This window comes from Bradyrhizobium sp. STM 3557, assembly GCF_045571465.1.
Lineage (GTDB): Bacteria > Pseudomonadota > Alphaproteobacteria > Rhizobiales > Xanthobacteraceae > Bradyrhizobium.
Map to the genome: position 1 here is coordinate 4,439,362 of NZ_CP120697.1, position 12,303 is coordinate 4,451,664.

At 64.6% G+C, this 12,303-nt stretch carries 15 protein-coding genes and 1 pseudogene; 13 read left to right on the forward strand and 3 right to left on the reverse strand.

Translation table 11 applies throughout. The features are described 5' to 3' along the window. Positions 1 to 120 precede the first annotated feature (120 nt). The 3 genes from P6U24_RS20200 (at position 121) to P6U24_RS20210 (ending at position 2,720) form a co-directional block, all read left to right on the forward strand. The gene (locus P6U24_RS20200; RefSeq protein WP_407154271.1) at positions 121 to 306 is read left to right on the forward strand and encodes a hypothetical protein; all 186 of its coding nucleotides are present in this window, start codon (positions 121 to 123) and stop codon (positions 304 to 306) included. A 239-nt stretch (positions 307 to 545) separates the two neighbouring features. Beyond that, a complete protein-coding gene (locus tag P6U24_RS20205; protein ID WP_407154272.1) occupies positions 546 to 1,415 on the forward strand; it encodes a hypothetical protein in 870 nt (289 codons plus the stop codon). A 156-nt stretch (positions 1,416 to 1,571) separates the two neighbouring features. Next, positions 1,572 to 2,720, forward strand: a complete 1,149-nt coding sequence (locus P6U24_RS20210; protein WP_407154273.1) for a M20 family metallopeptidase — start codon at positions 1,572 to 1,574, stop codon at positions 2,718 to 2,720. A 180-nt stretch (positions 2,721 to 2,900) separates the two neighbouring features. Here P6U24_RS20210 and P6U24_RS20215 read toward each other — a convergent pair whose 3' ends face one another. Then, entirely contained in the window at positions 2,901 to 3,773 is an 873-nt protein-coding gene (locus P6U24_RS20215; protein WP_407154274.1) for a GNAT family N-acetyltransferase, read from the reverse strand. A gap of 173 nt (positions 3,774 to 3,946) precedes the next feature. Between P6U24_RS20215 and P6U24_RS20220 the strand changes: the two genes are divergently transcribed. From P6U24_RS20220 to P6U24_RS20230, 3 genes are all read left to right on the forward strand, one after another. After that, entirely contained in the window at positions 3,947 to 4,123 is a 177-nt protein-coding gene (locus P6U24_RS20220; protein ID WP_407154275.1) for a hypothetical protein, read from the forward strand. A gap of 229 nt (positions 4,124 to 4,352) precedes the next feature. Then, entirely contained in the window at positions 4,353 to 5,510 is a 1,158-nt protein-coding gene (locus P6U24_RS20225; protein ID WP_407154276.1) for a TAXI family TRAP transporter solute-binding subunit, read from the forward strand. A gap of 178 nt (positions 5,511 to 5,688) precedes the next feature. After that, a complete protein-coding gene (locus P6U24_RS20230; RefSeq protein WP_407154277.1) occupies positions 5,689 to 6,081 on the forward strand; it encodes a VOC family protein in 393 nt (130 codons plus the stop codon). Here P6U24_RS20230 and P6U24_RS20235 read toward each other — a convergent pair. Then, positions 6,051 to 6,533 (reverse strand): MerR family transcriptional regulator, encoded by a 483-nt coding sequence (locus P6U24_RS20235; RefSeq protein WP_407154278.1) that lies wholly within the window; start codon positions 6,531 to 6,533, stop codon positions 6,051 to 6,053. The genes P6U24_RS20230 and P6U24_RS20235 overlap by 31 nt on opposite strands. A 98-nt stretch (positions 6,534 to 6,631) precedes the next feature. Here P6U24_RS20235 and P6U24_RS20240 point away from each other — a divergent pair, with 98 nt between their 5' ends. From P6U24_RS20240 to P6U24_RS20260, 5 genes are all read left to right on the forward strand, one after another. Beyond that, entirely contained in the window at positions 6,632 to 7,057 is a 426-nt protein-coding gene (locus P6U24_RS20240; RefSeq protein WP_407154279.1) for a hypothetical protein, read from the forward strand. Positions 7,058 to 7,118: 61 nt separating this feature from the next. Beyond that, positions 7,119 to 7,442, forward strand: coding sequence for a YnfA family protein (locus tag P6U24_RS20245; RefSeq protein WP_407154280.1), 324 nt, complete (start codon positions 7,119 to 7,121; stop codon positions 7,440 to 7,442). Positions 7,443 to 7,729: 287 nt separating this feature from the next. After that, a complete protein-coding gene (locus P6U24_RS20250) occupies positions 7,730 to 7,909 on the forward strand; it encodes a hypothetical protein (protein ID WP_407160531.1) in 180 nt (59 codons plus the stop codon). A gap of 162 nt (positions 7,910 to 8,071) precedes the next feature. Then, a complete protein-coding gene (locus P6U24_RS20255; protein ID WP_407154281.1) occupies positions 8,072 to 8,335 on the forward strand; it encodes a hypothetical protein in 264 nt (87 codons plus the stop codon). Beyond that, on the forward strand, positions 8,332 to 8,805 hold the full coding sequence (locus P6U24_RS20260) for a hypothetical protein (RefSeq protein ID WP_407154282.1): 474 nt from the start codon (positions 8,332 to 8,334) through the stop codon (positions 8,803 to 8,805). Before P6U24_RS20255 ends, P6U24_RS20260 begins: the two co-directional genes overlap by 4 nt. Before the next feature lie 47 nt (positions 8,806 to 8,852). Here the strand turns inward: P6U24_RS20260 and P6U24_RS20265 are convergent, their stop codons facing one another. After that, the gene (locus tag P6U24_RS20265) at positions 8,853 to 9,101 is read right to left on the reverse strand and encodes a hypothetical protein (protein WP_407154283.1); all 249 of its coding nucleotides are present in this window, start codon (positions 9,099 to 9,101) and stop codon (positions 8,853 to 8,855) included. 190 nt (positions 9,102 to 9,291) lie between these two features. Between P6U24_RS20265 and aqpZ the strand changes: the two genes are divergently transcribed. After that, entirely contained in the window at positions 9,292 to 10,035 is a 744-nt protein-coding gene (gene aqpZ, locus P6U24_RS20270; protein ID WP_407154284.1) for an aquaporin Z, read from the forward strand. Between the two features lie 144 nt (positions 10,036 to 10,179). Further along, positions 10,180 to 12,235: pseudogene (locus tag P6U24_RS20275) on the forward strand (acetoacetate--CoA ligase). Positions 12,236 to 12,303 lie beyond the last annotated feature (68 nt).

A 12,303-nucleotide genomic window follows, 5' to 3' on the forward strand; every position in this document is an offset into this window, starting at 1 on the left:
CTTCCCCTCTGCGTTACGAAGGAAAGGCTCCAGCTTCCATCATAGGCAGACCCCGCATTGGCTACGCCGAAGGTGCTGATCAGGAGCGTCGCGGCAAGAACAAATGCTGGTGCCTGTTTCATGGCCCTGACCCTGCTCGCGGTCGAAACGGAGTTTTCGGACGGTCCAATCGGTGACACGGGACTATTCAACAATTCTACTGTTTATCGCTTCGAAGCACAAATGAACTCTCGGGTCGCAGCACAGAACGTCTTGTTCCATTTGAAAGAGGATGCCCTTTCGAGCGCCTCTTCGGCCACCTACTGACCGGCGGCACGTCAGCGCCCCACAGACGTGAATCCGTCGACTTCTGAGTCGCCACGCCGCACGACATACACGATTGTTTCAGATGTCATTGAACGTGCCGCCTTCGTTGAAACAAACGGAGCGACCAAAACGAACAGGCTGTTCGCGTATCGCTCGGGTTTGGTCTCACTGAACCGAAATCGTAATGAGGTCACATACGGTCTGTACAGCGAAGCCCGACAACGAAAGACACGACAACGATGCCATTTGTGTTCGCGACCTTCCAGAATCATTTGAATACGGCCGACCCCCATCGCTCACGATTCAAGAAAAGTTCATTTGCAGACCTGGAGGAGATCCTGGCGGGCGGCATGCCCTGGAATATGCCGCAGATTCAGGCCGAATACGGCGCGATTCCGCACAACAAGCAAGTGAAGTACGCCAATGCGTGCAACTACCTGAAGGCCAACATCCCCGGTCTGGCCGATGCCATTCCGGTACAGCCGAAGATGCACTACCGGCGCTTCAGGGTTTTGAAAATGAACCATGCAGGCAATCCCAATTACATTCTGCGGTTCTACCATGTGCATGAACTGACCTGGGTCAGCAGCAACGGGCATGCCGCCTCCCTCAGCAATGTCGGCACGCGGGAGCGCGTCACGTGGCGGACGAGTCCGGCTGGTCCCCCCTTTGACGCGACCATGAATGCGGGAATCCCGATGACCTTCACGCAGGGGGCGACCACGAATGCGGGCGCACAAGCGTGCTCGAACTACGACGACCATTCGATTGGGAATCCCGACCTCGTGGTGCGGCGCCCGCTGGCCGCCGGCTCCGTGATTGCCGACCAGGTCTATGAGTACACGGCTGACGGAACGAACTGGTACCCGATCCCCGAAGCTTATTTCGAACTCGAAAGAGGTGTTCGGCAGCGCAGCGGCCGATGGGTCATGTATTTTTGTAAGCGAAATGGCGCCGGGAATCCTCGCCGCTTCCATTTCGAAGTGGAGTACCCGCTTGGGCCTCTCCCGCCTCCTCCCCCCGGCGGCACGCTACCAGTCATTCCGGAGGGTTTCGCCTCGGCCGGCAATATCCGAGACTACGCTTCCCGCGTCATCAGTCTGGGATAGGGATCATGCACACCGAGCCTCCTGGTCATATGCGATAGCCCTGCCCCCGCCGCAGATCGACGTCCCGCCATGCGGTAGCCGGGCTAGTCACGGCCGGCGAACAACGTCATGGTGCCCGCCGATTTCGCCCTGGCTTCGAGAAGGAATACGTCGCCGATGTCTGAACAGATCCGGTCCTGGCTTGCCTCACAACGCGAGCCGATGCTCAAGCTCCTGGAGCGGGTGGTCAACATAGACAGCGGCTCCTATGACAAGGCCGGAGTCGATGCCGTCGGCGAGGTGTTCGAGGAATTCTTCGTCAGCCACGGCATCGAGGTCGAACGCTTCGCCCGGGACATCTCCGGCGATATTTTCCGGGCCCGGATTCCGGGACCCGGCAATGCCCCGATCGTGCTGATGGGCCACCGCGACACAGTGTTTCCGAAGGGCGAGGCGGCACGGCGCCCGTTCAGCATCAAGGACGGCCGTGCCTATGGTCCTGGCGTCGCCGACATGAAGGGCGGCCTGGTGCTCAACGCTTTCGTGCTGGCGGCGTTCAAGAAGTTCGGCGGCAACTCCGCGCCGCTGGTCGCGCTGCTGACCTCGGACGAGGAAATCGGCTCGCCGCAGTCACGCAGCATGATCGAGGAGACGGCGCAGGGCGCCCGCGCGGTCTACAATGCCGAGCCGGGGCGCGCCAACGGCAATGTCGTCAGCCGGCGCAAGGGCGGCGTCTTCATGATCCTGGATGTCGCCGGCAAGGCGGCGCATTCCGGCGCCAATTTCGAGGCTGGCCACAGCGCCATTCACGCGCTGGCGCATAAGACCGTCGCCATCGCCGATCTGACCGATCTTGCGCTCGGGATCACCCTCAATGTCGGTCTCATCTCGGGCGGACAGTCCGTCAACACGGTCGCGCCTTCAGCACGCGGCGAGATCGACATGCGCTATGCGCGGCGTGTCGATCGCGACCGTGTCATCAGCGCGATCGAGCGCATCGTGGCGACCGAGCACGTGCCGGGCACGTCGGCGACCTTGACGATCAAGGGCGAATTCCTGCCGCTCGAACAGAGCGAGAGCGATGCGCGCCTGCTGGCGCATTACCAGCAGGCCGCGCTGCGCGCAGGATTGACCTTGGAGGGTGAATCGACCGGCGGCTGTGCGGATTCGGGCTTCACCTCGGCGGTGGGCACGCCGACCTTGTGCGCGACCGGCCCGGTCGGCGGATTGGCGCATACGCCGGAGGAATATCTGGAGGTGGAGAGCATCGTGCCGCGCGCGATTGCGCTCGCAAATGCGATTGCCGACCAGACGCGATCAGGCTGATGCGGACCGCTTCATCGGCGACGCGCAAGCGCCGTAGGGCGGATGAGCGGAGCGTCATCCGCCAATCATGATGCAATTGGTGGGCTACGCGACCGCGAACGGATATGCGGGCAATGTCGTTGTCCCGGGCGCGGCCGCTGACCCACCCTACTCACTCCAGACGATGCCCCCGCGCTCACATCAGAGCTGCTTCTCGAAGAACAGGTCCGGATAGGGATCGTCGTTGAAGCGTTCGATCTCGGTCCAGCCGCTGCTGCGATAGAGCTGGCCGGCCTCGGTCAATGCGCTGTTCGTATCGAGGCGGAGGGTCTTGATCGATAGACTCCGCGCGGCGTCCTCGGCCGCATCCATCAGCCGCCGTCCGACGCCGAGGCCGCGCGCTGACGGCGCGACCCAAAGCCGCTTGATTTCAGCGTCGTCCCTGCCTCCGCCCTTCAGCCCGACACAGCCGAGCGGCAGGCCGTCCGACATCGCGACGAAGAAGGCGCCGCGCGGCGCGATCATGTCGGCCGCCTCGGGATCGCGCGACAGCGAGACGTCGAAACCGCCTTTGAAGCGGCGTGACAGCTCGGCATAGTATTCGCCAAGGCAATAGCGCGCCGCCTCGGCTCTCGGGTCTGTCTGCTCGATGCTGATGCGGCGGCGACCGAGCGCGGCCGCGACCAGGTCCATCGCCGCCAGCAATGCCTCCGGCTTGGCATGCCGGGCCAGCAGCGCCTCCGCCTGCGCATTCGACAGCGCCTCATAGGCGTCAAATTCGCGACGGCCCGCGCTGGTGAGTTTGGCCACGCGCCGGCGCGCATCATCGCTATGCGGCACGGTCTTGACGAGACCCTCGTCCTCCAGGCCGCGTAGCAGACGGCTCGTCAGTCCGGAGTCGAGGCCGAGATAATCCCGCAGCTCCCCGACATCGCCGCGGCCCTGGCCGATCGCGTTGAGCACGCGCGCGGCGCCGAGCGGTCGGCCCCGCCCCAGGAACGAGGTATCGAGCGCCCCCACCTCGGCGGTGACGGCGCGGTTGAAGCGGCGAATGCGGGAAACCGGATCGAGCATATTATCTGACTTAAGTCAGATAATATCGCCTGTCAATCCGAACGCGGTCGGTCGTCCCGGCAGCATGTCGCTCGGCAGGCCCGCCGCGGCGCGGCATCGTTCGGAACAAGGGCGAGGCTCGCCCGTTGTCAGGAATGCCCCAAGTCGAAATCGCAAAACCGCTCTTTCGAGCGATGAAGATCTATAGCCGCGTGGCCAGACACGATCTGGACCAGGGCATGCGGCGCGACCTCGCGCGGCATATTCGCAGGCTCGCCGAACAAGGGGTTCAGGATCCCGGCCGGCTGACGGTCTGCGGCCTCAGCTACCTGCGCGAACTCGACAAACAGCGAGCGTCCGAACGATCGTAGTCGCAAGACGGGGACACGCCCGCAAGCGGCCTGCGCCGGGCTGCTCACCCACCGGCAGATTTATCAGCGGACGCTCGCGTTCGCCACGATAATGGCACCGTTTCGCGCGCTCTCCGCCATTGCGATACCGGCGCCAGCCTGCAGCCATCCGGACTCCGCCAACCCAGAGCCAAATTTCAGCCCCGTTCGACTCGAACGATACACCGATAACAAAACGGGGGAGCGTTCGGTGCATCGCGCAGCGTATGGACTTGTTTGCGCACTCATCTCCGCAATTGTCGCGGCGCTGTCCGGCAGCGCCGGCGCGCAGCAGCTACAGCCGCGCGCGCCCACCGTATCAGCACGCGTGGGCTCCTTGCCCGATCGGGAGGCGCTGAATTCCGGCACCGTCACGGTGATCACCGCGCCGATCGGCGGACCGATGTCGGTGATGGGCTCCGACATGGCTGCGGTGCTCGACGACGGCGAAAATCTGCGCGTGCTGCCGATCCTTGGCAAGGGCTCGGCGCAGAATCTCGTCGACATCATCATGCTCAAGAACATCGACATGGGCTTCGTCGCCACCGACGCGCTCGACTACGTGAAGACGGAATACAACATTCCCGACCTGGCCCAGCGCGTGCGCTATGTCGCCAAGCTGTTTTACAACGAGGTGCACATCATCGCGCGGCAGGACATCCGCAGCCTGCAGGACCTGAACGGCCGGCGTGTGTTCGCCGAACGCAGCATCGGCCTGCCGGCGGCAAAGACGATCTTCCGGCGCTTCGGCATCCAGGCTGAGATCGACTCTCAGACCGATCCGACTGGCGGCCTGCAGAAGCTCATCGGCGGCCAGGGCGACGCCTGGATCGCCTCCGTGTCGAAAGATGCGCCGATCATCAAGGGCATCAAGAACGACGGCGGCAAGCTGCATCTGTTGTCGATTCCCTATGAGCGCTCGCTGCAGGACATCTATTTCCCATCGAGCTTCACGTCCGACGAATATCCCAGCCTGGTGCCGGCGGGCACCAAAATCGAGACGGTCGCCGCACCCACCGTGTTGATGGTCTATAATTGGCCCGAGCAGGGCGAGCGTTACCGGCGCACAGCGAATTTCGTGAACGCGCTGTTCGACAAGATCCAGATGCTGCAGTCGCCGCCGCGCCATCCCAAATGGCGCGACACCGTGCTGTCGGCCCCGGTGCCTGGACTGATCCGCTTCAAGGCGGCGCAGCAATGGCTCGACCGCGCGCGAGCGGAGCAACCGGCCGAGGACAATCAAGCATCGTCGACTGACGACCGCGACCTTCTCCAACACCGCAAGGCTCAGGCCAATGTCACGCCCGACCAGGCCTCGCAGCTCTATAAGGATTTTCTGAAGTGGCAGCGGGCCAAGCAGGCGCCGTGAGGCGATGCTGCCGTTGCGGTGGAATAGATCTGAAGCTCGCCCAGCTCGTCGGCCTTCACCCCGAGGATTGGCTGCGTTGCGCACCTGTCGGCCCGTTGCGTCGACGCGGCTCCCAGCAGAATTCTTGCGATCTGGAACTTTCTGCCGCGCCGACGACTTCACAGCGGCGGAGGCCCGCATGATCCACCACGTTTCCCTCGGCACCAACGACGTCGCCCGCGCGCGGGCGTTCTATGATCCGCTGATGGCATTGATCGGCTTTCGGGTTCTGAAGTCATCGTCGCGCGCGGTCCATTACGGCGCATCGGACATCGTGTTCAGTCTCGAAACCCCGGCCGACGGCCGTCCGGCCAGCGCCGGCAACGGCGTGCATGTCGCATTCCAGGCGCCTGACAGGGAGACGGTCCGACGCTTTCACCGGACTGCGATCGAGAACGGCGGCAGCGACGATGGCGCACCCGGCATTCGGGCCCAGTACAACGCCAACTACTATGGCGCGTTCGTGCGCGATCCCGACGGCAACAAGATCGAGGCCGTCACCTACACCGCGCGCGAGAGTTTCGGCCTTTGAGGCTCTGCCCTGCTCCGCCGTTGAGCGGGACCAGGCTTGCCGCACCCGTTCGAGAGATCACCAAGGATGACGCAATCGGGCGCAGCACCGCCGACGCAGGTGGCATCGCAGCTCGTGACGAATCCGGCGATGCTGCGCTCGAGCGCTTTCAGCTCCGCAAGCTTTGAGCGTACTGTTGTCAGATGCGCCTTGGCGAGATCGCGCGCGCCGGTGCAGGAGCTCGCCGGGTTCTGCACGAGCGCCAATAGCGAACGCACCTGCTCGATCGAGAAGCCGAACTCGCGGCAGCGACGGATGAAGGTCAGGCTCCTCACGTCGGCCTCGCCATAGACGCGCTGATTGCCGGCTTGGCGGCCCGCCGACGGCAAGAGGCCGATCTCCTCGTAGTAGCGGATCGTCGGCGCGTTGGTGCCGGTCTGCCTCGCCAGTGCACCAATCCTGAGCGGCTTCATTGCTGATCGGCTCCGTGTCTCTTTTCGCTTGAACCTCAAGTTACTTGAGCATGTACGGTCCGGGCAAGCTCCTCCCAACTCAGCATAAGGAGACTGCCATGACCGTTGCGAAGACACAGCCGATCGCCTGCACCCTGACGCCGCCATGCGCATGCACAAGCTTCGCAAGGCCTGCGACGAAGGAGCCCACCGGGGCGAAAGCCGCCGCCGCGGCCATGACCTTGTCCACCGGCGCGCTCGCCTGCGGCGCCTGCTGCGTGCTGCCCTTCACGCTCCCGGCGACAATTCTCGCCAGCATCGGCCCGCTGCTGTCAGCTTTCATTCACATGCGCTGGTGGCTGACGGCTCTCTCCGTCATCGCCATCATCGGCGCGTGGGGCTGGCTCGCCTGGCAGATGCGCCGGACCAGACGCAGACCGTCGATCAGTACGCTGGCGATGATGACGGCCTCGACGCTGCTCGTGACGATCTCGGTGCTGTGGCCGCTGATCGAGAAGCCGCTGATCCGGGCGCTTCCCGCCTGATCATGCGCGCAGGCGATCCGCTGCCTTGAACGGCTGGGAAGCGTGTGGAAACGTCGATCGCATGAAAACCGTCAGCGTCTATGTCTGCGCGGCACTCGCCGAGATCGCGGGCTGCTTCGCGTTCTGGGCGTGGCTGCGCCTCGGCAAATCTGCGTGGTGGCTGCTGCCCGGACTGACCTCGCTGATCGCGTTCGCCGTCCTGCTCACGCTGGTCGAGAGCGCGGCAGCGGGACGCGCTTACGCCCCCTATGGCGGCATCTACATCGTCGCCTCGCTAGCGTGGCTCTGGACGGTCGAGCACGCACGTCCCGATCGCTGGGACATCACCGGCGCCGGCGTCTGCCTGTTCGGCGCCGCCATCATCCTCTGGGGTCCGCGCTTGTAGTTCTCTGAGCCTTTGATGCGCATGAGGTGCGGACCTCATATCAAATGACACGCAACCGAGCGCGGCCGCTCCCTATCATTGCGCCTGCTGAAAATCGTTTTGCAGATACGAGGCCCCGAGCGATGCGCGTCCGCCCTCCATCCTACACTGACGTCGCTGAGTTTCCGTCCACGTTTTGTAGAGCGCAACGTGATTATACTCTCATCAAAATTGTTGGCACCGGCAGCGGAGCTGCTAAGCTCGAATCGGGAAAAAGTGGCAGCTCGGGAGGACGAACCGTGCAGGACATGGAGGCTCACCTCGAGAAGCTTCTGAGGGACGCCGCCGAATGCGAGCTGATCAGCCGGCTGGCGACAGATGTCGCCAAGCGCGATCTGTTCAACCGTTTGGCCGAGCACCTGAAGATGCTGGCCGCCGAGGTCGAGCGCGCCATTGCACAGAAGATCAATCGCGACGCATCGTGCTAGACGCCAGAAGCCGGCCATGCGTCGACAGCGTTCCCACGCCCCAATGTGGGGAGCCACCTTGGCCGCCCGAGGTGAGCGAGCCGCCGGCGCGTCCCCACCTGCGCCGGCGGCCTTGTTTCGGCGCAGACATGGGTAACCGACATCCTGGCGGTGGATAGATCGATGTTTCACCGTAAGACATTCGAGCCGACAGCCGCGGGCGTGCAGCCTGCCGGCTATCTCGTCGTCCTCAATCGTCGAATCCGGGCGCTGGGCGAGCTGCACTGCGACGTGGCGCGGCAGCCGCCGATCTGGAGCTGGCGCATCCTGGTCGGTCAAACCGTCGTCGCCAATGGTGCGGCCTCGACGCTGCCAAAAGCGAAGGCGGCGGTGCTGATCGCCTGGAAGGGCTGCGCTGCGAGCCTGCGAGCGGTGGAGCAGGAATGAGCGTGCCAGGCAAGAATCCACCCGCCGCAGCTCCGGTGGCGAAGCTGCTGCCGAGCAACGAGACAAAGCCGATGTTCAGGGAAGGTACTTACGCGGCCTGGTTCAAGACCCAAGCGGGCGAAGGGACCGGCATCGCGCATCTCGATGCGGGCGGAATCAGCGGCGGTGACAGCATTCTCACCTATTCCGGCTGCTACGAAATCGAGGGCGATCGCATCACCGCGGTGGTCCGCACCAAACGCCACACCACGGGACACCCCAGCATTTTCGGCATCGACGAGATGACGCTTCGGCTGGCCGGCAAGTGCGGCGAGACGCTGATCACTCTGACGGGCCACGCGGATGAAGCGCCGGAGATGCTGTTTGAAGCGACGCTCATGCTGTCGCAGCCTGAGGAGCGCAGGCCACGGCGCGAGCCCTCTCCGGACGATTACCATCCCGAACGGCTGCCGACGCCGCTGCCGCGGTAAGCAGGTAGGCCGCGCTGCGCGCGAGCCACGCGCGGCGATGCTGGGCCTCAGCTGGGCTCGAAATGCCTTCCGTGCTGGTAGTCAGCCAAGGCCTTGCGGGCCACGATGCCGAGCTCGCCGAGCAACGTGTGGCCGATCAAGGCGGCATCTGCCAGCTTCCTGGCAATGAAGGCACGGACCTCATGGTCGCCGCCATAGGGCAGCGCGCGGCAGGTCTCGTCCAGCACGCGTTCCATCCGAGCGTTGATGTGTTCCATGGACGGCATCTTGATCTTGATCTGGGTGCGAGGATGCATCGTCTGTCCCTTCGAGGCAACGACGACTACAGCCGGCACGGTTAACGGTTTATTTCGCACGCGAACCCGCCGGCGCAAAGCCCCTTGAAGGCTCCCGTTGAGGTTGTATAATTGCGCCGGTGACTGCATCGCCTGCGATGCCCTCTGTCTCGCCGCTTATCGTTCGGTCGGAGCTACCAAGGAGGAGCACATGAGCAATGCGACCGTCCAGAAATGCGCGGCCGAGACCATCGGGACCTTCTGGCTGACCTTCGGCGGCTGCGGCAGTGCGGTGATCGCGGCGAAATTCCCTGAAGTCGGAATCGGACTGGTCGGCGTCTCGCTTGCGTTCGGCCTGACGGTGCTGACGATGGCCTATGCCATCGGTCATATCTCCGGATGCCATCTCAACCCGGCGGTCACGGTCGGGCTATGGGCCGGCGGCCGGTTCCCGATGCGGGACGTCGCGCCCTATGTGATCGCCCAGGTCATCGGTGCCGTCGTCGCTGCGACGATCCTGTATGTGATCGCGAGCGGCGCACCGGACTTCGATGTCAGCAAGGGCTTTGCCGCCAATGGTTATGGCGCGCATTCGCCCGGGCAATACGGCCTGTTCCCGTGCTTCCTGGCCGAGATCGTGCTCACGATGATGTTCCTGTTCGTCATCATGGGGGCAACCCACGGCAAGGCGCCGGTCGGCTTTGCGCCGATCGCCATCGGGCTGTGCCTGACGCTGATCCATCTGGTCGGCATTCCCATCACCAACACCTCTGTCAATCCCGCGCGCAGCACCGGCCCGGCGCTGTTCGTGGGCGGCTGGGCCCTGGCGCAGCTCTGGTTGTTCTGGGTGGCGCCCCTGCTCGGCGGCGCGCTCGGCGGACTGATGTACCGCTGGCTGAGCGAGCAGCCGTCCGCTGAAGTCACGGGGCTGGCGCCCAGCGTCCCCGCCGAATGACGGCCTGATCAGTCCGGCGGCACCGCCTCCCCGCGCTGGCGGTGACGACCCGTCATGCTACTCTCGGACTTAGAGCCGCCGCGATCCCGCTTGCCGGGGCGTGCAGCTCCAAGACATAAGAGCCCGAGGACAGCATCCAGGATAATGACACCGCCATTCGTCCCCCAGATTACCCTCTATCGCCGCTGGCTCACGGAGCAGCGCGGCCTGCGCTTCGACAGCTACGAGGCGCTGCGGCAATGGTCGGTGACCGACCTCGACGGCTTCTGGCGGACGATCTGGGACTATTTCGGCCTGCAATCGGCAACCCCGTTCGACACCGTGCTGGCGAGCCGCAAGATGCCCGGCGCGGTGTGGTTCCCCGGCGCGAGCGTCAACTACGCGCGTCAGGTGTTCCGCCATGTCGCGCTGGCGCACGCCGCGGGCCTGCCGGCGATCGTCAGTTCGGGCGAAGATGGCGTGCTGAGAGAGCTGAGCTGGCCGGAGCTGCGCCGGCAGGCCATGGCGCTCGCCGTGCATCTGCGGGCGCAGGGCATCGGTCCCGGCGACCGCGTGGCCGCCTATTTGCCGAACATTCCCGAGACGATCGTCGCCTTCCTCGCCACCGCCAGCCTGGGCGCGATCTGGAGCATCTGCGCGCCCGACATGGCGGCGCCTGCCGTAATCGACCGCTTCCGCCAAATCGAGCCGAAGGTGCTGATCGCCTGCGATGCCGTCAACTATGCCGGCAGGCGGCACGACCGCACCGGCGTCGTCGAGGAGCTCCGACGGTCGCTGCCATCGGTTCAGCACGTCATCCTGCACAGCGATTCCAGCACGGGCGCGGATCCGCAGCTCGCACCTCGCGAAAACAAGCGCCGCGATCGACGCATTCGAGCCGGCCTGGTTGCCGTTCGATCATCCGCTGTGGATCGTCTATTCCAGCGGCACCACGGGCCTGCCGAAGCCGATCGTGCACGGCCATGGCGGCGTCATGCTGGTTGGCCTGCCGCTGCTATCGCTGCATAACGACATCGGCTGCAGCTATCAGCCGAACTCGCTCGGCGAGCGGTTTCATTGGTACAGCTCGACCGGCTGGATCATGTGGAATTCGCAAGTCGCAGGCCTGCTCAACGGCACCACCTGCTGCATCTTCGACGGCAGCCCGGGCGGGTCGAAGGACAAGCCCGACTGGACCACGCTGTGGCGCTTCGTCAGCCGGTCCAAGGCGACGTTCTTCGGCGCCGGCGCGGCATTCTTCGCCAGTTGCATGAAGGCCGACATCGACCTTGCGTCCTGCGGCGACCTCTCGCACTTGCGTGCGCTCGGCTCGACCGGCTCGCCGCTCAGCGCCGACACGCAGGCCTGGTTCAACGCGCGCTTCGCGGCTCTGGCGGAGACCAACGGCGCCAGTGCGCAACGTGATATGTGGTGGGCCAACATCTCCGGCGGCACCGATTTCGCCGGAGCCTTCATCGGCGGCAATCGTGAACTGCCGCAAACGCCGGGCGCGATGCAATGCCGGCTGCTCGGCTGCGCGGTCGAGGCGTTCGACGAGCACGGCCGCGCCACGACGGGCGAAGTCGGCGAGCTCGTTTGCACCGAGCCCCTGCCCTCGATGCCACTGCGGTTCTGGAACGACGCCGGAGACGTGCGCTATCGCGCCAGCTACTTCGAGTCCTATCCCGACAATTTCGACGGCAGCGGCCGCGGGCCGGTCTGGCGCCACGGCGACTGGCTGAAGATCGAGCCGGACGGCTCCTGCATCATCTATGGCCGCAGCGACGCCACCATCAACCGCCATGGCCTGCGGATGGGAACCAGCGAGCTCTACTCGGCGATCGAGGCGCTGCCGGAGGTGCTGGACTCGCTGGTCGTCGACCTCGAATATCTCGGGCGCAACAGCTACATGCCGCTCTTCGTGGTGCTGCGGCCGGACGTTGAGCTCGATGCGCCGATGAAGCGCCGCATCAACAGTGCCATCGAGGCCGGCCTGTCGCGGCGTTTCCTGCCCGATGAGATTTTCGTCGTCCCCGAGATCCCGCGCACGCTCTCAGGCAAGAAGCAGGAATTGCCGATCAAGAAGCTCCTGCTCGGCCACGCGATCGAGACCGTCGTCAACAAGGACGCGATGGCCAATCCAGCCTGCCTGGAATGGTATCTCGGCTTTGCGCGAGACTATCTGGCGCGGGCTGCCGGCCAGCCGGTCGAACAGCGATAAGCCTGCCCGGCAGGCGTACGAGATCCGCTCCGCTACTGAAAGCGGAATGCCGCCCTCGATCGCAGCAA